Below are 26,213 nucleotides of genomic sequence, written 5' to 3' on the forward strand. Positions count from 1 at the left end.
TAGTGAAGCAAACGCGGCAGCCACAGAGCGTTGCGCCGCGTTGTCGGCTGACGCCAACCCTGCCATTGTCCTGGTATCGGGGCGCAGACGCCAACAGGCGACGCTCGCACAGCCCGAAGTAGAGGTGCCCGAGTGCGAGCACCCCTACGTCAACAGGGCAGGATCGACCGCTATTCCGGGAGGCCCGCGGGTAGTACGAGGATCTTCACGTGTTCGTCGGGTGCGCGCAGAGCTGCGAAAGCGTCCGAGACTCCATCCAGACCGACCCTGCCGGTGATGATCGCTTCGGCGTCGATCTCGCCGTCGGCGAGCCTCTGCAGGGTGATGTCGTAGGCATTCTCGTAAGGACCGTGACCGAAGTTGATCGAGATCCTCCGGAACTGCCCGACGACGGGAATGATCGTCTCGTCGCCGAACGGCGCAGCCAGAACCTGAATCCGCGAGTTGAACGGCAGAGTGTGCATCAGTTCTCCGATGACTCCCGCCCGCCCGCTGCATTCGTAGGCGATCAGAACTCCGTTCGCGGCCTGGCCGACAAGCTGGTTGCCTTCGGCGATCATTCGATTCCACAGTTCGATCGGATCCTGCTCGGCCGGATCGACGACGATGTCCGCGCCCATCTTCGCGGCGAGCTCGCGTCGTTTGGGGGAGGGCTCCGACGCGATGACGATCTGCGCTTCGCGCGCTTTCGCGGCGACGATGGCGCCCAGTCCGATCGTTCCGCAACCGATGACGAGCGCCGAATCGGCCGAGGTGAGGCCGGACTGTTGGAGATGCATCTCGCCGACGTGGAGAGGTTCGGCAAGTGTGGCGTGCTCGAGTGACAGGTGGTCGGGAACTTTGCGGACCCAGAACGCGTCGACGACTATGTGATCGCCGAACGCGCCGTGGTACTCGTTCGAGTAGCCGATGATCGTCGGGATCCCTGTAGCGGTGTCGGTGGCCAAGCCGATGCCGGCCACCCGATCGCCGATCGCGAAATCGTCTACTGCAGAACCGGTCTCGGAGACGATACCCGCGTATTCGTGCCCCAGTACCACTGGCGCGTCCGGATCGAAGGTGGCGAGCGGGTAGCCCCCGTCGTGCGCGACCTGAACGAAGCGGCACGGGTCCTTCGACATGCTCAGGTCACTGCCGCAGATCCCGCAGGCGACGACGTCGATGCGGATCTGATGGGGTGCCAACGGCGGCGGGTCGGCGATCTCGGTGACCGCGAATTCTCCCTGCTGGAAACGGACGGCCCTCATGCGCGCACGGCTCCCGTCCCGGCCGGCCGGCCGTAGTAGTCGGTATGGGCTTTGGTGATCGCTCCGACCAGCCCGCCGATCAGGTACTCGCGATTGTCCTCGGCGAACTGCATGCTCGCCTGACGCCCGACATTTCGCTTCCGGAAGTGCGGGACCACCTCGGAGGCGAACAATTCGTAGCTGCGTTTGGTGTCCTCCCAGCTCGCCATGTCGACGTGAAGGATCAAGAACGTGCCGAACCCTCCCGTCTTCTCGATCAGACGCTCGATCTGTGCGATCGCATCTTCGGGGGTACCGATGATCGCCTGACCGAACTCGCCGAGCGTGTCGTTGCGCCACTGATCGATGACTCCGGCCGGTGTATCTGCCCAGGCCGGGTTCTGGCCGGTCTGTCGATTCACGTAGGAAGCCATCGATCCGATCCGTCGGCTCACGGCGCGCTCGGCCTCCGCTCGGGTCTCGGCGATGAACATTGGAGTGACCACACGCCACGTCGCTCGGTTGGCGTGGTGGCCGTGCTCGGCCGAGACCTTCTCGTACACATCCCAGTTGCGATCCAGTGCGTCGAAGCCGCTGGGTGAACTCGCCGCGAGTGAGAGCAGGGAGAGGCCGTTCTTGCCGGCGAGCACCGAACCGTTGGGGGAAATCGTCGACGCTGTCACGGTCTCGATGCCGTCCGCACGGTAGGTGGGCAGTTGCGCACGTGCGTCACGCAACGTGAACCAGTCGGTTTCCATGTTGACGACCTCGCCGCGAAGCAACGCGAGAATGGCCTCGAGCGCTTCGCCCTGGCGACGACGCTGGTCCGACGGGTTGATGCCCATCATGTGCGCATCGAGGGGGATCTTGCCCGGGCCGGTGCCGAAGATGAGTCGTCCGCGCGTCTGCAGATCGAGCTGAGTGATGCGGTCGGCCGTGATCAACGGGTGGTGATAGGGCAGAGACGTCACGCCTGTGCCGAACTGGATGCGCTCGGTTCGCTCTGCGGCGGCCGCGATGAACATGTCCGGGGCAGGCACGATCTCGGCGCCGGTCGAATGATGCTCACCCATCCACGCTTCTTCGAATCCGAGGTGGTCCAGGTGTGTCATGAGGTCGATATCGCGTCTGAGTTGCAGGGCGGGATCGGCGTCGAGCGGATGGTACGGGGCGAGGAAGGCTCCGAAGCGGATGGACGATGCGGACCACACGATGACAACTCCTGTCGACAGGGGAGTGATTTGGATCACTCGCTCTGATCGAGATGTCTAACATGGATCAACTGATCCAATAAGTTGAGCCTCCCGCACAGTGGGAGATTTGTAATCACCTGTAGTTCAACGTTATCTGGTGCAATGACGTCGGATATCGTTGTTGCAAGTCGATCGACTGAACCAAGTACTTTCCGAAGGAGTATTGAAGAGGTATGCAACTGGACGTCACAATCACCCCCGACTCCTCGACCGTCGAACTGAACAGTGTCGACGACTTCACCAGTCTCTCGGTCGTCGTTGGCGGCGACGATCGATCCGAGACTCTGAGTCGGGTACTGGAACCGTGGGGGGAACTCGAGGGGGATCACGTCTGGCTCGACATCGGCCACTTGGAGCAAGCCGTCGCTGCCCGGATCGGAAACACCGAGTGGAGACAGAAGTTCTCCGCGATGGTGGTCTACGCACGCGCCCACGGCTGGGTGGATCGCGACAACAGGGTGCGAGCACACCGTGAATCACTCTGACTCCGCGTTCGCCACGGTTGAGACGTTTGTCGAGCCCGTGCGAAGCTCGTTCGTATGACCGACTCCCGGCAGAACCGTCAAGGCGACGCGACGCGTCTGCGTTTGCTCAAAACTGCTGAAAGGCTTTTCGCGACAGAGGGATTGGATGCAGTTTCGCTGCGCTCGGTCAACGCCGCGGCCGGTCTCGGGCCGTCATCGGTCCACTACCATTTCGGAACCAAGGACGATCTGGTCGCAGCGGTGCTGTTGGACATGGGAACGTCGGTGCGAGATCAGATCAGCGCGAACGTCGACGCCCTCTCCGCCGACAAGACGCCGCCGACGGTGGAGGCGCTGGTACGGGCCGTCACTGCGCCCTACAAGGCATTGCTCCTTCGCCATCGCACGCGGGGAATGCGATGGATCAGAATCGTCACGCAGATCTCGCAGCCGCAGATGTCACGACCGGGCCATCCAGCCCTCGAGGCGACCGAGCTGCACCTGCGTGAACATCTTCTCGACCAGGTCCGTCGTACTTTTCCTGCTACCGATCCCGAACGGCTCGAGACTCGCTGGGCGATTGCCTTGATGGGCTTCCTCCAGGCGTTGAGCCGGGCGGACGATTGGAGCGGAAGCGGCAAGCCGCTCGCGCCGGAGCGGCTTGCCGACTTCTACGAGGACCAGGTCGTCTTTCTGGTGGGTGGTGTGCGGCAGTTATTGGGGTGAGCGCCTAATCGATGCGTCTCCTATTTCTGCGCGACCACTGACTTCCGCATTTCCATTACATGAGTAATAGCTTCGGAAATTCCGGACCGGTAACCGATATTCTTTTCGGAATCACCCGGAGTGGAATCAAGCTCCGATTCGAGTCTCGTTTGAATGCGGTCCAGGGTATGGATTGTTCTTTTCACGATGGTTGATTCTCTTTCTGCGGTAAATCCGATAGAAGTATTCCGGATTGCCGAGCGTGTTCGTCGAGGACGCAGAGTGAAGCGAGGGTCATGCCCGCTGCGTACCCGCGCGAGCGTGCGTCAGTTCCTCGATTACGTGACTTGAACAGGTTGAACGTTTCGTGCAGGTGCACGAGGGTGTCGGTGGAGGCAGGCATTGGTCAGCTTCGCAATCAGCTCGTCTTCTCTGGACTTTGCTGTCAGCTCCGCTTCCGCTTACGGATGAACTCGGAAGACTCCGCAGTTTTCGCCCGCTTCTCCGCGCGGCGTTCCTTGATCGACTGGGCGGGTTTCTTCATGTTCTTACCCGGCGCCTTGTCAGCCATTGTCGCTCCTCATTTTTCGAAGTGGCAATCACAAACTGACCTCGACCATACTTCATTTACAGAAAAAAGCCAGTTGCTTCTTTTTTGCTACTTTTTTCCGGAGTCGACGGGGCTGACGGAAGTAATTCGGTGCAACGTGAAACGGCGAACCGCGCCGCTCGCGGGGTCGAAGGCGTCCAGCTGTCCGCCGCCCACGCTGACGGGGTCGACGATGCGATGCGTCGCGACCCCCTGGGCGTCGACGTAGCCGATGTTGACGCTCGAATTGTCTCGGGCCGCCGTGGCCAGCAAGGCGATGGTGGCGGCGTTGTTCTCCCGTGAACCGTCCGTTCGCACTCCGCCGCGGCCGGGGGCGGAAGCACGATCTCCGGCCCGCATCGTGCGGACCAACGACGCCAGCTGATCCGCCGACGGGCTCGCCGGCATCCTCGACGCCGGTCGGCTGCGACGGTTGGGTACACGTGCCCCACGTGGGCGGAGATCGACCAACGTGCCCGAAGAGTCCTCACCTGCCGGCGCGAATCCGGCGGCTCGCAGCTCGGTCAGGACTTCGCGGAGAGGGGCCTGCGAAATCGCGACGGTGGGAGCCAAGGCGCGCAGTGCCAACGGCTCGGCCACTGCGGATGCGAGGACCTCCGCCAGCAGTGACGCGTCCTCACATCGAATGAACGACGCCGCCACTCCGGCACGCAGTCGTCCGTGTCGACGGGCGACATCGTCGATCAGATACGAAAGTGATTGGGGGACAGGAGTCTTCGATTTCGAAGCGAACATCGCATGCAGTTCGGTGGCCGTCAGACCGGCGTCGAGCGCACGACGCACGCTGTCCTCGCTGATGCGGTACATGGACGCCGATCCGGCCGACTCGATGTCTGCGACCAGGCTCACCTGCTCGAGCAGGTCCGGTACCAGCGGGCCGGGCGCAACCAGAGTCAGATCTGCCTGGACCAGGATGTAGTCGATGGGCTCGGGTAGGGCGGACTGCATTTCGGCTTCGGCGTCCCCGCCGTGCAGCAAAGCTCGTCCAGGTGACGACAACGCGCCGCGGGCCACCAGCCCGAGCGCGGCGGCCTCGTCCAGAGTCCGCTCGATCGCGAACGTCCGTAGGCGCCCGCTCCATCGCGGGCGTCGCCACGCCAGCAGCCGACTTACCTCGACGGCCGATGCAGTCTGGCCGCTGTCGAGTTCGGAGAGCAGCCCCAGAATGGCCTGACGATCTCGCGGAGCCGCCGGAGCGCGGCCCTCCTCGGACAACGCCGCGATCGGCTTGTCGGTGGAATCCCTCAGCCCGATCATCCACGGAACTCGCGGTACGTCGACCCAGGCGGACGCCAGCACCTCCCACCGTCGCGCTGTGGATGCGTTCAGCCAGCCGTCGACCGCGAGCGTGGGCGTCCAGTATTCGTCCGCGTTGTCCGAGACCGGCGCCGGGTCTGGTGTTCCACTGGCGATGAGTCCGGCTGCCGAGAGCAACTCGACAAGTAGGCTCACGCGCGCTTCGTCGAGATCGGCCGTCTTGGCCACGCGTCGTAGTTCTCGAACACCGAGCCCACCGGCTCGCAGTGCGGGGGCCGGCGCTGCGCCCAGAACAGCGATCACGTTCTCGCATTGGCGTACCAACTCGAGCGCCTCGCCGGCTGCTGCGGCGTTCACGTCCGCCGGCTTGAGTTTGTCGCCCCCGATGACAGGTGCGGTCAGCGTCGTCGGATCGAAAACCGGCTCGCCGCGGATGACCTGACGAACCGTCGCCGGAAGCTCGACGGTCTGCTCGTCGAGCCACCGCAGCAGGCCGGCCGCCAGCAGTCGTTGAACCGGGCGCTCAGGCGGCGTTCCGGGGGCAGCGTCGCGGGTGCGACCGATCGGGCTGGAGTTGGCGAGTGTCTCGAGGAGATCCCGCTCGCGGGTGTCCAGAGCGTTGAGCGCAGCCGCGATCTCGGTCTCGGTCATCGCCTCGGCAGGTTCGAGGGCGCGCCCCACACGCCACGGAATCATCCCGATGACTGCCGGGACGACGCTGATGGGATCGACACCCCAGATGAGGGCGGACGCGCGCATCTTCGACAGAGACTTGTCGACGGCCTTCTTGGTGACCTTGCCCTTGCCGGTCAGGGCGCGTTCGGCGATCGCACTGTTGAGCTCCGCCCGCGTCATCGGAGTTTCCTCGGCGCCAGCCAGTGCCAACAATTCGAGAAGACCGAAATCGAGGGTGTCGAGTTCGTCCGCGGCTCGGCTGACCGACGCGCGTTGCTGTGCCCGACCGCTGAGAACCACCATCGTGCTCGGCGGCGGTACGGCCAGATCGGGGCGCAGACGCAGCAACTCCGTCAACTCGGCGTCACTGCGCGCCGAGAGCCAATCGGTCAGACTTTCGGCTGCGGAACTGCCCGCCGGGGTGCCACGTGTTTCGGTCATCAGGTATCAGATTAGAGACCTGGTCTGTACGGCGTAACGGCGTCCTGTCAAAATGACTTCGTGGCCAACAATTCGAAGCAACACTATGTAGATCCAGGATGGCCGGAAACTGCAGACGGAGATCACGCAGTGACCGAATTGTCATCGACCCGCGCAGGTGGACTTTCACCCTTCGGCGAGGACACCACCTTTCCGGTTCCGGTGGAGTCACTTCCTTACGTACACCCGCACACCGTCATCAACCGATAACAACTCGACACGAAGAAGGCCCGCACCGAATCGGTGCGGGCCTTCTTGATGTTCGAGCGTCCGAGCGGACAGTCTTGCCGGTGTTACTTGAGGAACGACTTCGCGGTGTCGGCGACTGCGAGGATCTGCGGGTCGACCGGGATGCCGTTGGCCTCGGCGAATGCGATTGCCTGATCGATGGCGTCGGCGACCGGGTGTGCAACGGTCTGTGCGACCTGCTGCGCCGGAGCCGGAGCTGCCTGAGGAGCCGTGGTGGCCGGAGCGGAACGCTCGGTGGCGCCGCTGCTCAGCCCGAGGCTGGAGGAGCAGGACGGCCATGCGCCCCAACCCTGGTTTGCGAGAACACGCTCGGCAACAACGATCTGCTGCTCGCGAGTGGCCTGGTTTGCGGTGGCTGCGTACTGTCCGCCGCCGTGTGCGTTCCACGTGCTGGGGGAGAACTGCAGTCCGCCCTGGTAACCGTTGCCCGTGTTGATGGCCCAGTTTCCGCCGGCCTCACACTGGGCGAGACGATCCCAGTCGGAGTCGGGGGCAGCGTTTGCGGTTCCGGTGGCTGCAATTCCTGCTACGCCCATGATGGCGCCGGTGACGGCGACCTTGGCGACAGTGCGGCCGGTGGTGGTGGGCTTGCGATGGCGTCCGCTCATGATGGTCGAAATCCTCTCCACACGCGCCTGCGAGGTCAGCTGTCGGGTTCGGGCTGAGAGGTCGCCCGGCCTCGCCTTTCCTGGCTGGAAAGGGTCTGGCTTCACCCCAAGATTCGGTCTTGCGATCGAACCGGTGTCCACTGGAGAACTTTTCTGTTCTCACAGAGGACTTTGGGTCCCCCGTCCTCGTCCCTGGAATGCTCTGTCGGAAGTCCGGTACCCGCGGGACAAGGCTTGGCGCGGCGGGCCGGAGGTGGCCGAGTTTCCCGGCCGAAAACGACGGTAACGGCTCGAGTCGCTCGTGTCACCATTTGATAACGCGGCGTGGCGAAAGCCGTACAACGCGTCACACAAAGCGCAGGAGACTCTTCCCAGGTAGGTGGGGGTGCCCGAGTGAATGTCCGGTTGTGTCCGTTCCGTTATCCATCCGTAATGTGAGCAAGGTCACACGTTATGTGGAAATACAATTTCGGGCGATTGAGAGGTGTGTCGATCTGGACCCAAGGTGTGGCCCGTGTCTCAACATCGAGATCGAAACTTAGGTTAGGTTTGCCTGACTTGCCTCGATTGGGCAGGTTTCGCAGAGTCTTCCAAAGAAGTAGGGCACCCCTCATGAAACTGCAATACCGTCGGCGTGCGGTCACCGCATCACTCGCCGTCGCCGCTGCTGCTGTCGGCCTGGCCGTCACTGCTCCCGCTGCACACGCCTCACCCGAGGATCCGACACACGGTGTCGTCGGAAGCTATTCCGCAACCCAGCCCGGCGACATCGTCGTCGACTCGGCAACCCACCGCGGATACATCACGCAGTACGGCGGACCGACCAGCTCGTTGTCCGTCGTCGACACGAACACCGGCAAGTCCGTCGGCACCATCGACGGCGTCGTCGGTTACCCGTCGGCACTTGCCGTCGACTCAGGCCTCGGACGCGCATACGTGTCCTCCTCCTACGGCGGCGCGATCTCGATTGTCGACACGAAGACCGGGAAGGTCGAAAAGACGGTCACGCTGAGCGAGAAGAACCCCGACGGCTCGCGTCCGCAGATCAACGATGTCGTCGTCGATCCCACAACACACCGCGCGTACTTCTCGGACTACAAGTCCGGCAACATCCGAGTCGTCGACCCCAACGCCGCCGACGCCGTGTCGAGCATTCTGGTCCACAAGTCGGCAACGCCGACCAAGCTCGCCTTCGACAGTGTCCGCGGCTTCCTCTATATCGCGGACACCAACTTCTTCGACGAGAATTACGGCCGCACGCTGTGGCAGGCGGACGTACGCAAGGGCGGAGCACTCAAGTCGATCGTGCGTGCCGACAACCTCTACCCGGTCGACGTCGATGTCGACACGAACACCGGCAACATCTACATGACCGACACCCGGGCAACCAACCTGTGGGCGATCACCCCGGCCGGCGCGGTTCTGTCGAAGACCACGCTGTCTCCGACCGCGATTCCCAACGGCGTGGTCGTCGACGCTGCGGCAGGCATTGCATATGTCGCGGACGTCATGAACGGACACCTGTGGTCGGTCGATCTGACGACCCGCGCCACCACCGCTCTGACCGATACCAAGGTTCCGGCACTGGAGAAGGTCAAAAACCTCGCGCTCGACACCTCGACCGGCGCCATCGCGTCGACGACCAACGGGGGCAAGGTGACAGTCGTTGCCGCGTATCCGCTGCCCGCGACCGTCGAATTACCTGCCGCTCAGGTCGGTAAGGCATATTCGCACAAGCTCGCTGCCGCCGACGCGCGCGCAACCTTTGCACTCACCAGTGGCACTCTGCCCGGCGGACTGTCCCTCGCACAGGACGGCACCATCTCGGGTACCCCCACCGCTGTCGGCAGCGGCAGCGTCGAGATCACTGCGAAGAGCGTGCTTTCGCGTGCTTCGAGCGTGACCATCGTGGTCTCCGAGGGGCCGGTCGGCCCCGTCGATCCGGGCAACCCGGGAACTGGTACCGGTTCGCTCGGTAACCTCCCCGGACTCGGTAGCCTCGGGCGCTAGATCCGACCTGATACGAGAGAACCCGACCACAGCACCTGCTGTGGTCGGGTTCTTCGGTCTGCGAGGCCGCTTTCGCGTAACGCGATCGACGACTATGCGTAATTCACCCGGTCCACGTCGACGATCTCCTTGCCGAGCGGCATCAGCGAGATCGGAATCATCTTCAGGTTCGCGACCGCGAGCGGAATTCCGATGATCGTGATCGCCATCGCGACGGCGGTGACGATGTGTCCGATCGCCAACCAGATACCGGCGATGATCACCCAGATGACATTGCCGATCATCGAACCGACACCAGCGGTCGGCTTGTCGACGACGGTCTTACCGAACGGCCACAGTGCGTAGATGCCGATGCGGAATGCCGCGATTCCGAAGGGAATCGTGATGATGAGGATGCAGCAGATGATGCCTGCGGCGAAGTAACCCAACGCCAGCCAGAAGCCGCCGAAGACCAGCCAGATCACGTTCAGGAGGATTCTCATGGTCAGTGACCTTTCGGTTGGAGGCGGGAGTGATCAGCGCACGCGTCGACCGGATCTGAGCGTGTAGACGATGGCCAGAAGGAAGCCGATCGGGCACGCGAGTGCTACCAGGTACAACGCCAGGCCGGGTGGGGTGTCGCTGAAGATATGGACTGCGAAGATGGCCACGATCGCCAGGAATCCGACGATGAACAGTGCCATCGCCGTACGGAACAGACCGTTTCCGGTGCCGGAAGTGCGCGGGTTCGGTTGAGGGTCCACACCTACGAGGATAGTGCCTGTAAACCTGGGTGCCGACCCGGGTTCGTCACAGGTAGACTGTTAACAGACTGCGCGCCCCGCTGAAGCAAGTGTGGGGCGCGTTCTTTTGCATTCTTCCACCGGAAGCGATGCGAGCAAGGCCATGAGGCTCTTCCGAGAGCCTCCCGAGCACATTGGGGCAGACGCCCCAGTCGAGTGATGAGCAGGTGAACGCGGTGCCGACCGGCAAGGTGAAGTGGTACGACGTCGAAAAGGGTTTCGGCTTTCTGTCGCAGGAAGAGGGCGAGGACGTCTACGTCCGTGCTTCCGCTCTCCCCGAGGGCGTCGAAGGCTTGAAGGCCGGCCAGCGCGTCGAGTTCGGAATGGCTGCGGGCCGCCGCGGTCCGCAGGCACTGAGCCTGAAGGTACTCGAGCCGGCGCCGTCGTTGCGCGGCGCGACGGCGACGCGTCGTGAGCCCGTCGAGCGTAAGCACACCCCTGATCAGTTGCACGGCATGGTCGAGGACATGATCACGTTGCTCGAGGCGAAGGTCCAGCCGGATCTGCGCAACGGCAAGTACCCGGACCGTAAGACCGCTCAGCGGATCTCCGAGGTCGTCCGGGCCGTCGCTCGCGAGCTCGACACCTGATCGCTCGATAGGAGCTGCCGTACACGGCTTCGAAACAAAATGCCCTGCACACCAATCGGTGTGCAGGGCATTTTCGACGTTCCGGGGATCAGGCGGTCTTGATCGACCAGATCAGCAGTCCCTGTTCGCTTCCCTCACCGACGGCGAGGTGGATTTCGACGCCGACGAGTTGCTTGACGGGATCGCTCGAAGACTCGACCGTCACTGCCAGGGCCTCGCCGGGCTCGAATACTCGGGGCTCACCGGTCTGGTTGCCGTCGGCATCCTCGTAGACGGCGAGCAGTGCCCACTGCGCATCCGAGACGTCCGTCGACAACGACAGCTGCAGCGGGTAGCCCGCTGGAACGTCGAGTGCGTAGATGTCGCCCACCTGGGCGCACTGGGACAGGTCGATGGTGCAGAAACCGGCAGGGTTCGTTTCGATCGTCTTGCCGTGTGCGTATGCAGTGATGACCGGCAGCTTGTCGGGGTCGTCGTTGATGTTCTTGATGATCACGAAAAGAACGGAGACGTAAGCAACCAGTGCCACCACCATCAGGACACTGATCGCTGCCACGATCTTCTTTGTTCTCGAGCGCATCATCACTGCGGAGTACTTCCTTGTCCTCGGTTGGATTTACCGGTGTAAATCACTTCGGTCACTTCTTGTTCGGCCAGATCGGGTCGCTTCCCGCCGAGGCCGGGCAGGAGGCTGCTTCCTCGGTAGCTCAGGAAGGTCTGCAGAAGCCCGATCGTCAGGAACACCGATACAACAGTGAACCCGATCCAGTATTCGGTCGGAAGCAGAACCCCCAATGCGCCGCCGAGTACCCAGCTCAGCTGCAGAACCGTCTCGGATCTACCGAATCCGGACGCGATCGATTCCTCGGGCAGGTCGTGCTGGAGTGACGCGTCGAGTGAGACCTTGGCGAGCGCGCTGGCGGCCGATGCGATGAGCGTGGCAAGCGCGGCCGTCATGAGGTTGTCCGTCAGCGCTGCGATCACCGCGATGATCCACACCGACGCAGTGCACCGGAGCACGATCAAGGCAGGCCGGCCGAGCTTGAGGCGCGCACCCGTGGCATTTCCGGCGAAGTTACCCAGACCGGCTGCTGCGCCGACCAGGCCGAGCATCATGGCCTGCTGGAGCGGCTCGTGATCGGTGCGTGATTTGGCGACGAACGCGATGTAGAGCGTCAGGAAGCCGGTGAGCACGCGAATGGTGCCGTTGCCCCAGAGTCCGATGATCACGGCGCGTCCGAGAGGCTGACGGACCTTGGCAGGTTTGGCGTCCGGCTGCGGTGGGGCGCTGCCGGCGTGATGCGCTTCGTCCGGGTGGTAGGTGATGGTCGCGGGAACCTCACCCTCGGTGACCTCGACCCACGACGGGATTCGCATGCTCAGATATGCGCCGAACACGGTGACGGCGACCGCGAACCACAAGGCGCCGGTGGAACCGAAAGCCAGCGCGAGCGCACCTGCGACAGCGCCGGCCCCGATCGTTCCACCGATCAGCCCGAAGACCGTCAGACGCGAATTCACTCGCACCAGGTCTATTTCCGGTGGTAGGACGCGTGGTGTCACTGCGCTCTTGAGCACCGAGAACGATTTACTGAGCACCATCATGCCGAGCGCGGCCGGATAGAGGATCCAACTGTCGAAGTTGAAGACCAGGATCACCGCGAGGAGCGTCCGGATTCCGAACGACGACGCGAGTGCGATGCGGCGTCCGCGCTGCAACCGGTCGAGCATGGGGCCGATGAGCGGTGCGATGACCGCGAACGGTGCGATCGTGATCAGGAGATAGAGCGCGACCTTGGTCTTGTCCTCGCCCGTCGCGGCCGAGAAGAACAGCGTGTTGGCCAGAGCGACGGAGATCGCCGCGTCGGTCGCGTTGTTCGTCATCACCGCGTAGGTGAGAGCGGTCAGACCGGACTTGTCCGCGCCGTCGGCCTTCGCCGCGCGCTGGAAGGTCGCGATGCCCTTGTTCGTCAGTTCGCGGCTGCGCATCGCTGCGACGCGAGTGACGGTGAGCTTGCGAGGCATCGGTGGAGCCTTGGGAGCGTCCGCCCCCGGCGTCTTCGAACCGGCCGCGGATTCGGAGTCTCCCCGCGATTCGGGAATCGGATGCAGCGGTGGCAAAGGCGTGCGACGGGCAGCGGGACGGGCCGAAGGTGGGTAATTGTCCGGGCGGGCCGCGGGTGGGTAATTGTCGTAACCGGGGTGCACCTGTTGCCCCTCCGGCTCGTCGTGGATTCGCCGAGTTTCGGGGTCGTAGGGTTCGCGCGGTCCGGTCACCACTCAATTCTGTCCTAGTGTCGGCGCGGCTACCACGCACACCCCTGCGAGTCCTGTGTCATGTCGGACTCAGTTAACAAAACGGACTTCGAACATCTGCGGCCAATACTTGCCGGTGAGCAGGAATCGATCGGTACCGGGAATCTGCGCGATGCCGTTGAGAACGTCGACGGTGCTGGTCGATCCGTCCGCGACGAGTTCTTCGCGTAGCGGCGAAGCGTCGTACACGTTCGTGACGCTGCCGTCCGATGGGTCGATTCGGACGACGGTGTCCGTGGTCCAGACATTGGCGTAGACGGAGCCGTCTTCGGCGCATTCCAATTCGTTCAGCTTGCCGACGGACTCCGAAGATCTGGTGACGTCGACGGTCGAGATCGGCGCAAAGGTTTCGGGATCGCGAAAGGTCAACGTGGCCGAACCGTCGCTCGAGACAATCCGATCCCCGAGCGAACAGATTCCCCATCCCTCGGTGTCGAGTGGGAACCGCCCCCGTTCGGTCAAGGTGTCCTTGTCACGGGCGATGGCAACGCCGTCTTTCCAGGTGAGTTGCCACAGTGTGTCTCCGGCGACCGTGATGCCCTCACCGAACAACGGCGGGTCGAGATCGGCACGCGCAACTTCCGGTCCCGAAGCGGGGGACTGCTCGTCGGAGATCTCGCTCGAGCGCACCCAGGACTGCCCGACGCGTCCGGTGCTTTCGTACAACCGGTTTCCGTCGATCTCGAGGCCCTGCGTGAACGCGTCGGGATCGTGCGCGGACACTCGAACGATCTCGACGGAGCCGGTTTCGGACGTGAGGTTGTCGGGAGCGCCGGGGGAATCGGAGCACCCCGCCAAGGCCGAGGCGATCACGGCGACCACTGCAAAAGTGCGCACGGAATTGGCGTGTGACCTACTCATCTGCCCAGCATGGCAGCCCAGTGCGTTGCGGACTTGCGGTGGTGCGGCAAACTGGAGGAGTGAGTGTTGCTACTTCTCCAGAGCGTGCAGTGCCGCGCCCAGTACTGGCCGATGCGGTCGAGCTTGCCCGAAAGGCAGTCGTCGACCTGCATGAAGGCGGTGTGGGGGCATACCTCGGCGTGACGTCGGAGGACGAATTTGCCGCCACCCATCGATTTGCAGCAGACATTCCGGGATACCGCGGTTGGCAGTGGGCGGTTGTCGTCGCTGCCGGACCGGAGGACACCCACGCCACGATCAGTGAGTTGGCGCTGTTGCCGGGTCCCGACGCGTTGGTTGCGCCGGAATGGCTGCCATGGGATCAGCGGATTCGTCCCGGCGATCTGTCCGTCGGTGACCTACTCGCCCCGCCGGCCGAGGATCCTCGCCTCGTTCCCGGCTACGTCGCCACCGGTGACCCGGAAGTCGACGAGGTAGCTCTCGAAATCGGGCTCGGCCGCAAACAGGTCATGAGCCGCGAGGGCCGACTCGATGCCGCGCAGCGTTGGTTCGACGGTGACTTCGGCCCGGAGTCGGAGATGGCGAAGGCCGCGCCGTCGACGTGTGGACTGTGTGGATTCTTCCTTCCACTCGCCGGTTCGCTGCACGCAGCGTTCGGTGTGTGCGGAAACGAACTCTCCGCAGACGGCCGTGTGGTCAGCGTGTCCTACGGTTGTGGCGCGCACTCGGACACCAGCCTGCCGCTCGGTGCGGGCTCGCCGCAGTTCGACGCATTCGACGACGGGGCCGTCGAGCTGATTGCGGTGCCCGCTCGCCCGTCGAGCGCTGTTGCAGTTGAGGATTCGGTATCCACCGAGTAGAAGATCCGTTCGGTACGGACGCACTCCGCGAGGCGACGCTGCGCGCGTGGTCGGAATCTCCGACGCGATTGCGTGAAGACGCGGCTGCGGAATCCGACCTCGCAAAGGCCGGGTACCGCGACCGTCTGCTCACCGAACTGGCGCAGAACGCTGCCGATGCAGCTGCACGCGAGGGCGTCCAGGGCTCTTTGTGGGTGGATGTGGACGGTCGGACGCTGACGGTGGCGAACACGGGCCGTCCACTGGACGAATCCGGTGTACATGCGCTGACCGCGCTGCGCGCGTCGAACAAGGTCGACGCCGACGAAGGTGTGACGGGACGGTTCGGCGTCGGATTCTCGGCAGTTCTCTCGGTCAGTGACGAGGTGGAACTGCGCTCGTCGACGGGATCGATTCGATTCTCTGCCTCGCACACTCTGCGCGAGATCGAGTCTCGCGAACTCCCGGTACCGGAAACCAGTGTCCCCGTACTTCGTTTGGTGTGGCCGTCTGGCGAATTGCCGAGCGATGGTGCTGATTCGGAAGTGGTGCTGACGCTTCGGCCGGACGTCGATGCCGCGGCGCTGCTTTCGCAGATGACACGTGAGGCAGTCGACCTGCTGCTCGAACTCCCGGCTCTCGGATCAATTCGTCTGGGTGAGAAAACTTTTCGGCGATCGGAACGGGTGCTGGATTCCGGCCTCGTCGAGATCGCGATCGGTGATCGCACGTGGTGGCAGTACACCGCGCCGAACGCGCGATGGTTGGTGCCGGTCCGCGACGGGGTCGTCGAGCCGGTCGCAGACGACGTCCTGCGGGCGCCGACGCGATCCGACGAGGAGCTGTCGATCCCCGCGATCATCATTGCCGACATTGCAATGCAACCCGATCGGCGACGCATCATGCCCGCTGCACCGATCGCTCCGCTTGCCGAGGGGTACGCGAAGTTCCTTGCTGCACTACCTCCTCGGCAGCGAACGGCACTCGTCCCGATCCCTGCCTTTGCCCGCAGTGAAACGGATTCGCTTCTGCGCGAAGCGCTTCTGAAGGAGCTGCAGGAAAACGAGTGGCTTCCGGTGGTCGGTGAACCCGACCGCGCGCCGCAGCGAGCATCCGTGGTGCCCGGGCTCGGTGATGACCTTGCCGAGTTGCTCACCGACATCATCGGCGGCCTGGTTGTCCCCGAGCTCTCCGGCCCCAAGCACGAGCGAGCACTCGCGGCAGTGTCGACGCACCGCATCGGGCTCGCGCGCATCGCGGAACTGCTCAGCGGTTCGGAACGTGAACCGAAGTGGTGGAATCGACTCTATTCGGCTCTCGAGCCCTTGGTGATCGACACTCTTGCGGTGGAAGAGCTTGGAACACTGCCGGTTCCGCTCTCCGACGGACGGACGGTGACCGGGCCGCGGACCGTCGTCGTCGGCGTCGAACTGGGCGAAGACGCGCCGTCGGTGCAGTGGACGAGGTTGGTTCATCCCGTCGCGGTTCACCCGTTGCTCTCTCGATTGGGAGCGCAGACCGCGAGTGCCACCGACCTGCTGTCCGATCCGGCGCTGCGCGCATTGATCGAAGATGCTGCGGACCAAGATGATTCGGTAGCGACGGAGTTGGCGCAGGTTGTACTCGGATTGGCGGCCCACGTGGCGCCAGGAGCGCTGCCGTCGTGGATCGGTGAAGTGCTGCTTCCTGATTCGGAAGGCGAATTGCGGTCCGCCGACCAACTTCTGCTTCCGGGAGCTCCCCTTGCAAGCGTCCTGGTCGAGGATTCTCCCTTCGGCATCGTCGACGCTGATTTTGTTCAGCGGGTGGGGGAGCAGGCGCTACGGGTAGTCGGTGTCGGGTGGGGTTTCACGGTGGTCCGTGAGGAATTGCCGTCCGGCCCCGATCACGATCTCGACGCCGAAGACGCATGGTGGGACACCCTCGACGAGGACCCCGAATACATCGAAGCCGTGCGCGATCTCGACCTCGTGGACGAAGACCGCTGGCCGCAGGCGTTGTCGCTGCTGGTCGAGTCGCCGGCGACGCGGGCGCTGCTCACCGACCGTCGTGGATACACGGCGTGGTGGTTGCGTTCGAATGCCGAACTCGGCGGTGAGGTGCTGGGCTTGCTGCGCGCTCCGGGCGATCGCACCTTCGAGGGCTTGCTCGATGCTGCCGAACACCCCGACGCCGGATTCTTCTCCGGATTGCTGGCATCGGATACCGTCGACGATCCGGAACTGGCTCAGCTGCTGCTCGATCGGCTTGCGGACCCACTACGGATGCCGGCCTCCGCCGTCGTCGCGCGGACGCACCGGCTACTGGGTGAGGCAGCGCAGCGACGGGTTCTCGACCTGGAGGAACTGCACCTGCCTCCGTTCGTGCGAGGCCTTTCCGGCGATCTGGTCGATCCCGGCGACGCCCTTGTTCTCGACCGACCGTGGCTGGGAGCGGCACTACCTGCACAACGAGTGGTGCTCGGCAGCTTCGAGACGGCCGACGCACTGGCAGATCTACTCGACGTCGCGACGGCGTCTGCATCCGTTCACGGACGAGTGAGCAGCACCGGCGTCGTCACGACGTGGGCGAACGAACCGCAGGCAGTTCTCGGCTTCGCAGCCCTCGGCCGTGAGGTACCCAGCGGCGAGGTAGTGATCCATCACGAACTGACGGTGGAACTGACGGGGGCGGTCGAGACGACGGTGATCGTGCCGTGGTGGGTGGACTCGGACGGCGTTCATCACGTGATGCGTACGTGGACTCTGCCGCAAGGAATGTGAGGGCAGATGTCTTTTGATCAGTGGGTACTCGACAGCGCAGTGAGTCAGCGGACGGCGTGGCTCGTGGACGTCGTCGACGTCATCACCGACAGCGGCGGAACCCTCGCGTCGTGGCTGATCGCGACGCTGCTCACGATCGTGCTTCTGGTTCGGAGACTGCGTACCGAAGCTCTGCTGATCGCCGGATCGATGTTGACCGGTCTGCTCGTGATGAGCGGATTGAAGCGCATCTTCACGCGAACCCGCCCACCCGTTCCGGAGAGATTGATCGAAATCGATTCGTATTCGTTCCCGTCGGGCCACGCGATGATGAGCGCGATACTCGCGACTTCGGTTGCCGCCGTGATCCTTCGTCTTGCCTTGCCGAGGCTCGCGAAGATGGCAATGCTCGCGAGCCTCGGCCTGTACACGATCGCCGTCGGATTCTCCCGCGTCTACCTGGCTGCCCATTGGATGACCGATGTACTGGCAGGTTGGGCGTTCGGGATGATGTGGGCCGGGGTGTGGATCTGGGGAACCGCGCAGATCAGAAAGCGCCGGGCGCTGGTTACTTCGTGAGTTCGGCGAGTAGTTGGCTCGTGGCCCACGGCAAGCTCAGTGCCGAGCTCGCGGTCAAGGCCGCACCGACCTGCGGAGCCTGATCGTCGTTGACGTAGACGACGCGATTGTCCTTGACCACGTCGAGTTGCTGGAAGCCAGGGTTGTTTCGGACCGCCTGTGCGGCATCGGGATTGCCGATGACAACGAGACGGTCCACGTCGAGAAGATCCAGTCGTTCGGTGGAGATCGGCGCGTAGAACTCACCGTTCATCAAGGCCTCGACCGCGGGAGCAGGTTTGAATCCGAGACTGCCGAGAACCCGTCCGCGGGCGTCCTCGGAGGAGAAGGCGTAGAACTCCGGGGTCGCGTCGACGCTGATGATCACCGCGGTCTGGTCTGCAAATTCCGGGTGAGCGCTTCTGGCGTCGGCGAACTGCTTGTCGATATCGGCGACCAACTTCTCGCCGTCGGCTTCGCGACCCACTGCCTTCGCTGCGGTCTTCGTCGTGATCTGCCACGGAGTTGCGTAGTCGCCGTAGGCCGGATCCTTCGCGACGGTCGGGGCGATCGCGGAAAGTGTGCTGTACAGGTCTTTGTCGATGCTCGAGTAGAGCGCGAGGATCAGGTCGGGCTCGAGCGCAGCGATCTTTTCGACGCTGATCGTGGTTTCGGGATTGCTGCCGACGACGGTCGGTTCGGTTCCGCCCCAAGGGCCGGTGACCCATGGCCACGTGCGGTTGACGTCCGGTTCGCCCGGGTACTGGTTGACCATTCCGACGGGCTTGATGCCCAGAGCCAACAGAGCCTGCTCGTCGTTGTAACCGACGGTGACGATCCGTTGTGGTTCGGAATCGATCGTGGTGCTGCCGAAAGCGTGATCGATCGTGACGGGGAAGGCGCCACCACCGGAACTCGACGAACTACTTGCTGCGTCGTCGTTCGAACTGCAGGAGACGAGTGCTGTGCCGACCAGGGCGACCACAGCAACGGATGTCAGTCTCGTCCAACGTCCTCGGCTTTTCCAACGATTTCGGTGGGAGATCTTCACGGCTACGTGGTTCCTTTCAGCATTGACAAGCTAAGACCGACACGAGAGTGCAGGGTAGGCTTACCATACTGAAAGGGTGAATCGACCTGCTCAGTCGACCAGACCGGCGCCCTGTTGTGCGCCCTTGTCGCCGCGCACAGCTGCGCGTCGTTGAATGGAGAACAGAGCGAAGCCGAGGAAGCCGACTCCGATACCCGCGTAACAGATCGGGAGTGCATCCGACCAACGATCGCCGCTCACCGCGACCACGATCGTGGCGATCACCCACAACGCGGTGCCGATGATCAGTGCCGGCGCGGGTGCGGACAATTTGCCGATCAGGCCTGTTGTGTTGCGAGTCTCCGTCACAAAATTAACGCTACCCGTACCCCGGTGGCCTACTCTCCCTAGTGCGACCGGCTTCATGTGCGCCGGCACACGGCGACCTACAGCGATGGGGAAAGAACAAACATGGCGGCACCCGGCAAGATCCTCGACACCTATTTCAAGATCAGCGAACGAGGGTCGACGATCTCGACCGAGATTCGCGGCGGTGTCGTCACCTTCGTGGCGATGGCCTACATCGTGGTCCTCAACCCCCTGATCCTCGGCAGTTTCTCGGCTGACGACGTTGCAGCGAAGACCGACGTTCTCGGCAACATCCTTCCGGTCAACCAGGTGGCGGCGGTCACCGCTCTGGTTGCGGGCCTGATGAGCATCGTCTTCGGTGTCGTTGCCAACTATCCGTTTGCCATCGCCGCGGGTCTCGGCATCAACAGCCTGCTCGCCGTCACAATCGCACCTCAGGTCACCTGGCCCGAGGCGATGGGCCTGGTGGTCATCGACGGTGTGATCATCGTTCTGTTGGCACTCACCGGTTTCCGAACTGCGGTGTTCAATGCGATTCCCTCGGCATTGAAGTCCGCGATCGCGGCCGGTATCGGCATGTTCATCGCCTTCATCGGACTGGTCGACGCCGGATTCGTCCGCCGTATCCCCGATGCCGCCGGTACGACGGTTCCCGTCGGACTCGGAATCAACGGCTCGATCGCTTCGTGGCCGACCGTGGTGTTCATCTTCGGTGTGCTGCTCATGGGTGTTCTGGTAGTGCGCAAGGTTCGTGGTGGACTGCTGATCGGCATAGTCGTCACGACGATCCTCGCCGCGATCATCGAGGCAGTTGCCGACGTCGGACCCTCGCTCGGAACCAACCCCAAGGGCTGGAACCTCAGCATCCCCGCGATCCCGGAGATGCTCGGTGGTATGCCTGATCTGAGCCTGGTCGGCGACGTCAGCATCTTCGGCGCATTCACCCGCATCGGTGTTCTGGCCGCCAGCCTGCTTGTCTTCACCCTCGTGCTCGCGAATTTCTTCGACGCCATGGGCACGATGACGGGTCTCGGTAAGGAAGCCGGCCTGACCGACAAGGACGGAAACCTCCCCAACGTCGGTCGCGCGCTTGTCGTCGAAGGCGCGGGCGCGATCGTGGGCGGTGGCGCTTCGGCGTCGTCGAACACCGTGTTCGTGGAATCGGCGTCGGGTATTGCCGAAGGCGCCCGCACGGGCCTGGCAAACGTCGTGACCGGACTGCTCTTCCTCGTCGCGATGTTCCTGACGCCGCTCTACTCCGTCGTGCCGATCGAGGCAGCTGCGCCTGCCCTCGTCGTCGTCGGTGCGCTGATGATCGGGCAGGTCCGAGACATCGATTTCACCAAGTTCTCGGTTGCTCTCCCGGCGTTCCTGACCATGATCGTCATGCCGTTCACCTACTCGATCGCCAACGGCATCGGCGTCGGCTTCATTTCATGGGTGGTCCTGCACGCTGCCAGCGGTGGTATCAAGAAGATCCACCCGTTGCTCTGGATCGTGGCGGCACTTTTTGTGGCCTACTTCACTGTCGGACCCATTACCGACGCCCTTACGTGAAATCAGGGTTGACCGGTATTCGATTACGTGAGCTACCGGCCAGCTCTTGACGTATTGTCTGACGCGTGACCACCGAAACTCGTGCGCTGGCCAGCGATCTTTCCCTGGCTGTAGTGCGTCTCACCAGGCATCTGCGCGGCCGCAGAGTCGACGCTCAGGTATCGCTGACGCAACTGTCCGCCTTGGCGAGCCTGGATCAGTACGGCCCGATGACTCCTGGCGTACTCGCAGCACGTGAGAAAGTGCAGCCGCCGTCGATGACGCGCGTTGTTGCTTCTCTCGCCGAGCTCGGTCTGGTCGAGCGCTCGCCGCATCCCACGGACGGTCGTCAGATCATCGTGAATCTGTCCGACGCCGGGCAGGCGTTGCTCGCGGACGAAACCCATGCGCGTGAGGCGTGGATGAACGAGCAGCTGGCCGGGCTGGGTGGCGAAGAACTCGCGACGCTGCGCGGTGCCGTCGAGATCATCACCGAGATGGTCAACAAGACGGAGTAGCTCCGTGAGTTAGAGGTCGCGTAGCTCCGCTACCTAGAGGTCGTTGCCCAAACGAATTACTCGAGGGGCAAGATAGTGGGGTGCCCCGAGACCCCGATTCCGGCATGTTTGCCGCGCTCCACAACCGCAACTACCGCCTTTGGGCTTCCGGACAGATCGTTTCTCTGGTCGGCACGTGGATGCAACGCATCGCCCAGGACTGGCTGGTACTGACGCTCTCGGACGGCAACGCGCTGGCGGTGGGCATCGTCATGGCCTTGCAGTTCGGCCCGACGCTGTTCTTGTCGGTGTGGGGTGGGGTGCTTGCCGATCGGTACGACAAGCGTCGGATCCTGATCTTCACGCAGTGGGCGAGTGCGGTATGCGCACTCGTGTTGGGCCTGCTGGACGTCGGTGGGCTCGTCGCGTTGTGGCATGTCTTCCTGATTGCCTTTGCCCTCGGCTGTGTCTCGGCGCTCGACGCACCCGTGCGTCAATCGTTCACCATCGAAATGGTGGGCAAGGAACACCTGTCCAACGCCATCGCGCTCAACTCCATGACGTTCAACACGGCCCGCATCGTCGGTCCGGCCATCTCGGGTGTGCTGATCAACCTGATCGGAACAGGGTGGGTGTTCCTGCTCAACGTCGCGACATTCGGTGGGGTGCTCATCGCGCTCTACCTGATGAACAAGAAGGAGTTGATCCCGTCGGAACCGGCCCCGCGCACCAAGGGGCAGGTGCGCGACGGGTTCCGATATGTATGGGGCCGCAAGGACCTTCGCGTGATCATGGTGTCGGTCTTCATGGTCTCGACCTTCGGCCTGAACTTCGCGATCAGCCTGGCGGTGATGGCGCGCAACACGTTCGGCCTCGAGGCCGACGGTTACGGATTGCTGTCCACGACGCTCGCCGTGGGCACCCTTGCCGGCGCTGCGTACGCCGCAAGACGGAAGGAAGCGCCGCGGTTGCGGACGTTCCTCGGTGCCGCCGTGGCTTTCGGTGTGTTCGAGGTCGCGGTGGGATTGATGCCCACCTACGCGTTGGTGGCGCTGATGTTGATCCCCACGGGCGCACTGACGTTGACGTTCACGACGTCCGCGATGAACATCCTGCAGATGTCGGTGCCTTCCGAGATGCGCGGGCGGGTGATGGGTATCTACATGCTCAGTTTCCTCGGTGGCACACCGCTGGGAAGCCCGTTGCTGGGTTGGCTCGCCGACTCCGTGGACCCACGTGCGCCCTTGATCGTGGGCGGAGTGATCTCGCTCGTCTCGGGCACTGTGGCCGGGGTGTACCTGCTACGCAGCGAAGGGCTGAAACTTCGTCTTGCGCGACCGGAAGACGGTGGCAGGCTGCCGGTTTTCGTCCTGCGTCCGGTGATCGTATGCGACGCGACCGAACAGGCAGTCGAGGCTAGCCGCGCGCCGTGACCTTCTCACTCTTGGGAAACACCGTGTAGCTCAGGGCGATTGCTCCCCAGATTGCGAGTACCACTGTCAGCTTGCTGATCCATCCGTCGAGGGCTCCAGTGCGGGTGGGGTCGTCGACGAGGAAGATGGCCGCGCCGAGAAGTCCGCACGCGACGGCCCAGGCGATCGCGGCTTTGCCGAACTCGCGCCATTCGCGCAGTGCTCGCGCACTCCCGTACTTGGGTGGTGCGACGGGAGCCGGGCCGCCGGCAAATCGGTAGGCGAACCTGGCGTCGGCCCAGGAGATGAGGCTGTGTCCGAACGCGACGGAGAATCCGATGTAGGCCGCGGCAAGCCCATGGGTGAAGTTCGCCTCGCCACCGCCACGAAGATCGAGGGCTGTGGCGACGAGCAGTACGACATCCACCAGGGGCGCGCAGATGAGCAGTGCGGCGCCCAGCGTTTTGCGGCGCAGTAGATAGCGGGCCGCGAGACCTGCGGCGATGAACACCCAGAACATGATTTCGCACGCGATGATCAAGTGGACGATCATGACATCAGCTCATTTCTAGTACGACTGTGTTAGTGATTGAAAACTAGCACAGCTGTGTTAGTTTTGTGAAGTGGTGAAACGTAGCAGTCCGGATGAGCGGCGTGAAGAGATCGCCGAGGCCGTGTGGCGTGTGATCCGTCGAGACGGTGTGGCGAGCGCCAGCGTCCGGGCGGTCGCGGACGAGGCGAAGATGTCGACGGGGTCGCTACGGCACTTCTTCGCGACGCAGTCCGAACTCTTGCTGTTCGCGATGACGCTCGTGACTGTCCGGGTGGAGGAAAGGATTGCCGGCATCGACTTCGATCCCGACATCCGCCGCGCGATCCGTCAGTTCACCGATCAGTTCGTTCCCCTCGACCAAGATCGGCGTGAAGAAATGCAGGTTTGGGAGGCCTTTGCTGCTGCCGCCCAGACCGATTCGGCGTTGACGGCGGTGCGTGACGAGACAGACCGGACCTTGTTCGAGCACTTTCGTTCGTTCGTGGAAGCGGCGCATCGAGCGGGTTTTCTACGGCCGGGTGCCTCGGTCGACATCGAGGCGATGAGATTGCATGCGCTCGCCGACGGGCTCGCGTCGCACGGCGTCGACAATCCCGAGCGAACCAATCCAGAGGTGATCAGCCAGGTGCTCGACGCGCATTTTGTCACGCTGTTGCGCTAGGTCGGGAGTAGTGGTGGGGGCTCGCGGTGCGTACGGCACGATAGACCCGTGGTTCACGTCATCGACATCTCAGATCCCGCCGATCCCCGGCTGGATGACTTTCGCGATCTCAACTCTTCGGATCGGCGCCCCGACCTGCCGGAGGGCAAGGGACTGGTCATCGCCGAGGGAGTGTTCGTCACTCAGCGACTGCTGACTTCGCGGTTCGAGCCGATCAGTCTCCTCGGCGTCGAACGACGGCTCCTGGAGCTCGCTGACGATCTCGACGGTGTGGACGTGCCGTTCTACCGTACGAGCGCCGAAGTGATGGCCGAGGTCGTCGGATTTCACCTCAACCGCGGCGTCCTCGCTGCAGCAGCACGCCCGGCACCGCTCGCGGTCTCGGACGTGTTGAAGGACGCGAAGACCGTCGTGGTCCTCGAAGGCGTCAACGATCACGAGAATCTCGGCTCGATGTTCCGCAACGCGGCGGGGCTCGGTGTCGATGCAGTTCTGTTCGGGAAGGGTTGTGCCGACCCGCTGTACCGGCGGTCGGTCCGTGTGTCGATGGGGCACGTGCTGCGAGTGCCCTTCGCGCATGTGGCAAAGTGGCCAAACGACTTGGATGAGCTGCGTGGCAACGGTTTTCAGCTCATTTCCTTGACTCCGAATCCGGAAGCGGTCACTTTGGCCGAAGCGATGACCGGGGAGAAGGTAGCGCTACTGCTGGGCGCCGAGGGGCCAGGTTTGACCGAACATGCGATGCGGGCCACCGATATTCGTGCCAAGATACCCATGGCGCCCGGCACCGACTCGCTCAACGTCGCGACCGCAGCGGCGATGGCCTTCTACGAACGTGTCAGGACCGGCCGGTGACTCAGGACCGCACGCCCTGGTTCACCGGAATCGCGGTGTCGGTGTTCGCAGCCATGCTCTCGACCAGTGCCGTCGCGGCGTTCTGTGTCGCGCTGGGCAACGTGAACGTGCTCCTGGCGGTTGTCGTCAATGTCATTGCGGTAGGCGGACTTGCGCCGACCGTCTGGCGCTGGCGAGCCGTCCCCGTCTGGCGATGGGTGGTCTACGGCGCGGTAGCCGGCGTACCGCTCGGGTGGATCGCAGCGATAGCCGCGTGAACCTGTGAGGCTGCTCGGCGCTACTTGAAGCCGAAGTACCGAGCGAGGCGGCCGCGCGGCTTGGCCACCGGTGCGTCGTGGATCGGCGGCATGTTTTCGGGCATGGGTACCTCTGTCGGCGCCTGCTCGGGCATCGGCGCGGGGGCTGGGGGTGCAGGTTTGGGTGCCTCGCCGGGTCGGTGAATCTTGAAGCCCCACAGGAGAATCTGCGTTGTGTCGAGTTCGTGTTCTCGCGGCGCGCCGGTGTATCGAAATCCCAGCCACTCGAGGTTGGCGGACTCCGCGAACTGTTGCGGGTGGAACGGAAGTGACTGCGGATCAGGCAGGATCCCGGGCGGGTAACGCAGGGGATGGTTGCCGGCCCAGAATTCCAGTTCCCAGGTCTGTGGGATCCCCAGATTTTCGACGATGTCGATCGGGATGGCACTGAACGAGCGTCGTAGCTCGCCGTCCTCCCACAGTGCAAACGAACCCTGCGCGGTTTCGGGGACGGAGCTGATCAACAGCGTCGAGCCACCCTCTGCCGAAAGGTTCCAGGAATCAGGCAGTTTCGAGGGGACGAAGGTGCTGAGTTCGGAGCTGCAGACGACACTCACTCGACCGTACGCGCCGACGAAGACGTAGCCGGGGCTCACCGTCGCGGCCATCGACAGCGGCTGAGGCCCGAGCGACTCGAACTCCTTGTCCGGGTACAGCGACATGGCGATTTTCAGGGCCTCGGTCTGATCCGGCTGTGGGTACCTGCTCAATTCGGTGCGAGCGTCTGCGCCGCCCAGAAACCAGATCGTCGATACCCGTGCAGCCACCGGCAGCCCTCTC

Annotated in this window: 28 protein-coding genes and 1 riboswitch; of the genes, 14 read left to right on the forward strand and 14 right to left on the reverse strand. The window is 63.5% G+C overall.

The window, feature by feature from the left end; genetic code table 11:
• Window positions 1-170: 170 nt before the first annotated feature.
• Window positions 171-1,247 (reverse strand): alcohol dehydrogenase catalytic domain-containing protein, encoded by a 1,077-nt coding sequence (locus V3587_RS03885; protein WP_283376141.1) that lies wholly within the window; start codon window positions 1,245-1,247, stop codon window positions 171-173.
• On the reverse strand, window positions 1,244-2,437 hold the full coding sequence (locus tag V3587_RS03890) for an LLM class flavin-dependent oxidoreductase (protein ID WP_283376142.1): 1,194 nt from the start codon (window positions 2,435-2,437) through the stop codon (window positions 1,244-1,246). Before V3587_RS03890 ends, V3587_RS03885 begins: the two co-directional genes overlap by 4 nt.
• Before the next feature lie 215 nt (window positions 2,438-2,652).
• Here V3587_RS03890 and V3587_RS03895 point away from each other — a divergent pair, with 215 nt between their 5' ends.
• Both V3587_RS03895 and V3587_RS03900 read left to right on the forward strand, forming a co-directional pair.
• Window positions 2,653-2,964, forward strand: a complete 312-nt coding sequence (locus V3587_RS03895; protein ID WP_064073975.1) for a hypothetical protein — start codon at window positions 2,653-2,655, stop codon at window positions 2,962-2,964.
• Window positions 2,965-3,018: 54 nt separating this feature from the next.
• Window positions 3,019-3,669 (forward strand): TetR/AcrR family transcriptional regulator, encoded by a 651-nt coding sequence (locus V3587_RS03900; RefSeq protein WP_003940633.1) that lies wholly within the window; start codon window positions 3,019-3,021, stop codon window positions 3,667-3,669.
• Window positions 3,670-4,093: 424 nt separating this feature from the next.
• On the opposite strand, the gene V3587_RS03905 is transcribed toward V3587_RS03900, so the two are convergent.
• Both V3587_RS03905 and V3587_RS03910 read right to left on the reverse strand, forming a co-directional pair.
• Entirely contained in the window at window positions 4,094-4,219 is a 126-nt protein-coding gene (locus V3587_RS03905) for a hypothetical protein (RefSeq protein ID WP_007733507.1), read from the reverse strand.
• A gap of 87 nt (window positions 4,220-4,306) precedes the next feature.
• Window positions 4,307-6,631: a helicase-associated domain-containing protein gene (locus V3587_RS03910; RefSeq protein WP_283376143.1), complete on the reverse strand. Its 2,325-nt coding sequence runs from the start codon at window positions 6,629-6,631 to the stop codon at window positions 4,307-4,309.
• Between the two features lie 60 nt (window positions 6,632-6,691).
• Here V3587_RS03910 and V3587_RS03915 point away from each other — a divergent pair, with 60 nt between their 5' ends.
• Window positions 6,692-6,880, forward strand: a complete 189-nt coding sequence (locus V3587_RS03915) for a hypothetical protein (RefSeq protein WP_019744939.1) — start codon at window positions 6,692-6,694, stop codon at window positions 6,878-6,880.
• Window positions 6,881-6,963: 83 nt separating this feature from the next.
• Here the strand turns inward: V3587_RS03915 and V3587_RS03920 are convergent, their stop codons facing one another.
• The gene (locus V3587_RS03920; protein WP_003939675.1) at window positions 6,964-7,527 is read right to left on the reverse strand and encodes a transglycosylase family protein; all 564 of its coding nucleotides are present in this window, start codon (window positions 7,525-7,527) and stop codon (window positions 6,964-6,966) included.
• A gap of 8 nt (window positions 7,528-7,535) precedes the next feature.
• A riboswitch (cyclic di-AMP (ydaO/yuaA leader) is annotated at window positions 7,536-7,745 on the reverse strand.
• A 394-nt stretch (window positions 7,746-8,139) separates the two neighbouring features.
• Here V3587_RS03920 and V3587_RS03925 point away from each other — a divergent pair.
• Window positions 8,140-9,537: a YncE family protein gene (locus tag V3587_RS03925; protein WP_283376144.1), complete on the forward strand. Its 1,398-nt coding sequence runs from the start codon at window positions 8,140-8,142 to the stop codon at window positions 9,535-9,537.
• Between the two features lie 92 nt (window positions 9,538-9,629).
• Here V3587_RS03925 and V3587_RS03930 read toward each other — a convergent pair whose 3' ends face one another.
• Window positions 9,630-10,019: a YccF domain-containing protein gene (locus V3587_RS03930; protein ID WP_003939919.1), complete on the reverse strand. Its 390-nt coding sequence runs from the start codon at window positions 10,017-10,019 to the stop codon at window positions 9,630-9,632.
• 33 nt (window positions 10,020-10,052) lie between these two features.
• A complete protein-coding gene (locus V3587_RS03935; protein ID WP_003940194.1) occupies window positions 10,053-10,280 on the reverse strand; it encodes a hypothetical protein in 228 nt (75 codons plus the stop codon).
• Window positions 10,281-10,495: 215 nt separating this feature from the next.
• On the opposite strand from V3587_RS03935, the gene V3587_RS03940 reads away from it, so the two are divergent.
• Window positions 10,496-10,909, forward strand: a complete 414-nt coding sequence (locus V3587_RS03940; RefSeq protein WP_007733502.1) for a cold-shock protein — start codon at window positions 10,496-10,498, stop codon at window positions 10,907-10,909.
• 88 nt (window positions 10,910-10,997) lie between these two features.
• On the opposite strand, the gene V3587_RS03945 is transcribed toward V3587_RS03940, so the two are convergent.
• The 3 genes from V3587_RS03945 to V3587_RS03955 form a co-directional block, all read right to left on the reverse strand.
• A complete protein-coding gene (locus V3587_RS03945) occupies window positions 10,998-11,465 on the reverse strand; it encodes a DUF2771 domain-containing protein (RefSeq protein WP_223304425.1) in 468 nt (155 codons plus the stop codon).
• A gap of 26 nt (window positions 11,466-11,491) precedes the next feature.
• Window positions 11,492-13,186 carry an MFS transporter gene (locus tag V3587_RS03950; protein WP_223304424.1) on the reverse strand — a complete coding sequence of 565 codons (1,695 nt, stop codon included), beginning with the start codon at window positions 13,184-13,186 and terminating at the stop codon, window positions 11,492-11,494.
• Between the two features lie 69 nt (window positions 13,187-13,255).
• Entirely contained in the window at window positions 13,256-14,086 is an 831-nt protein-coding gene (locus tag V3587_RS03955; protein WP_073512664.1) for a glutaminyl-peptide cyclotransferase, read from the reverse strand.
• A 38-nt stretch (window positions 14,087-14,124) separates the two neighbouring features.
• On the opposite strand from V3587_RS03955, the gene V3587_RS03960 reads away from it, so the two are divergent.
• The 3 genes from V3587_RS03960 (at window position 14,125) to V3587_RS03970 (ending at window position 18,245) form a co-directional block, all read left to right on the forward strand.
• Entirely contained in the window at window positions 14,125-14,946 is an 822-nt protein-coding gene (locus V3587_RS03960) for a DUF3027 domain-containing protein (protein ID WP_030535360.1), read from the forward strand.
• 68 nt (window positions 14,947-15,014) lie between these two features.
• The gene (locus tag V3587_RS03965; RefSeq protein WP_283376145.1) at window positions 15,015-17,687 is read left to right on the forward strand and encodes a sacsin N-terminal ATP-binding-like domain-containing protein; all 2,673 of its coding nucleotides are present in this window, start codon (window positions 15,015-15,017) and stop codon (window positions 17,685-17,687) included.
• A 6-nt stretch (window positions 17,688-17,693) separates the two neighbouring features.
• The gene (locus V3587_RS03970; RefSeq protein WP_050654714.1) at window positions 17,694-18,245 is read left to right on the forward strand and encodes a phosphatase PAP2 family protein; all 552 of its coding nucleotides are present in this window, start codon (window positions 17,694-17,696) and stop codon (window positions 18,243-18,245) included.
• On the opposite strand, the gene V3587_RS03975 is transcribed toward V3587_RS03970, so the two are convergent.
• Window positions 18,235-19,275: an iron-siderophore ABC transporter substrate-binding protein gene (locus tag V3587_RS03975; RefSeq protein ID WP_051649549.1), complete on the reverse strand. Its 1,041-nt coding sequence runs from the start codon at window positions 19,273-19,275 to the stop codon at window positions 18,235-18,237. The genes V3587_RS03970 and V3587_RS03975 overlap by 11 nt on opposite strands.
• 90 nt (window positions 19,276-19,365) lie before the next feature.
• The gene (locus V3587_RS03980) at window positions 19,366-19,623 is read right to left on the reverse strand and encodes a DUF2530 domain-containing protein (RefSeq protein WP_007733492.1); all 258 of its coding nucleotides are present in this window, start codon (window positions 19,621-19,623) and stop codon (window positions 19,366-19,368) included.
• A gap of 102 nt (window positions 19,624-19,725) precedes the next feature.
• Between V3587_RS03980 and V3587_RS03985 the strand changes: the two genes are divergently transcribed.
• The 3 genes from V3587_RS03985 (at window position 19,726) to V3587_RS03995 (ending at window position 23,089) form a co-directional block, all read left to right on the forward strand.
• The gene (locus tag V3587_RS03985; RefSeq protein WP_283376146.1) at window positions 19,726-21,180 is read left to right on the forward strand and encodes an NCS2 family permease; all 1,455 of its coding nucleotides are present in this window, start codon (window positions 19,726-19,728) and stop codon (window positions 21,178-21,180) included.
• A gap of 65 nt (window positions 21,181-21,245) precedes the next feature.
• A complete protein-coding gene (locus V3587_RS03990) occupies window positions 21,246-21,677 on the forward strand; it encodes a MarR family winged helix-turn-helix transcriptional regulator (RefSeq protein WP_003939901.1) in 432 nt (143 codons plus the stop codon).
• Window positions 21,678-21,781: 104 nt separating this feature from the next.
• A complete protein-coding gene (locus tag V3587_RS03995; protein WP_007733487.1) occupies window positions 21,782-23,089 on the forward strand; it encodes an MFS transporter in 1,308 nt (435 codons plus the stop codon).
• On the opposite strand, the gene V3587_RS04000 is transcribed toward V3587_RS03995, so the two are convergent.
• The gene (locus V3587_RS04000) at window positions 23,073-23,621 is read right to left on the reverse strand and encodes a hypothetical protein (protein ID WP_209447877.1); all 549 of its coding nucleotides are present in this window, start codon (window positions 23,619-23,621) and stop codon (window positions 23,073-23,075) included. The two genes, V3587_RS03995 and V3587_RS04000, sit on opposite strands and share 17 nt — an antisense overlap.
• 70 nt (window positions 23,622-23,691) lie before the next feature.
• Here V3587_RS04000 and V3587_RS04005 point away from each other — a divergent pair, with 70 nt between their 5' ends.
• Genes V3587_RS04005 through V3587_RS04015 form a run of 3 tightly spaced genes read left to right on the forward strand, consistent with a single transcriptional unit; the run spans window position 23,692 to window position 25,394 of the window.
• Window positions 23,692-24,282, forward strand: a complete 591-nt coding sequence (locus tag V3587_RS04005) for a TetR/AcrR family transcriptional regulator (protein WP_037128521.1) — start codon at window positions 23,692-23,694, stop codon at window positions 24,280-24,282.
• 48 nt (window positions 24,283-24,330) lie between these two features.
• Window positions 24,331-25,137, forward strand: a complete 807-nt coding sequence (locus V3587_RS04010; RefSeq protein WP_283376147.1) for a TrmH family RNA methyltransferase — start codon at window positions 24,331-24,333, stop codon at window positions 25,135-25,137.
• Complete coding sequence (locus tag V3587_RS04015; RefSeq protein ID WP_030535366.1) at window positions 25,134-25,394, forward strand: DUF2537 domain-containing protein; 261 nt, start codon at window positions 25,134-25,136, stop codon at window positions 25,392-25,394. The genes V3587_RS04010 and V3587_RS04015 overlap by 4 nt, the downstream gene beginning before the upstream one ends.
• 20 nt (window positions 25,395-25,414) lie before the next feature.
• Here V3587_RS04015 and V3587_RS04020 read toward each other — a convergent pair whose 3' ends face one another.
• Window positions 25,415-26,200: a DUF6928 family protein gene (locus V3587_RS04020; RefSeq protein ID WP_042921685.1), complete on the reverse strand. Its 786-nt coding sequence runs from the start codon at window positions 26,198-26,200 to the stop codon at window positions 25,415-25,417.
• Window positions 26,201-26,213 lie beyond the last annotated feature (13 nt).

The organism is Rhodococcus sp. IEGM 1306 (genome assembly GCF_036541985.1).
In the GTDB taxonomy this organism is placed as follows: Bacteria; Actinomycetota; Actinomycetes; order Mycobacteriales; family Mycobacteriaceae; genus Rhodococcus_F; species Rhodococcus_F qingshengii.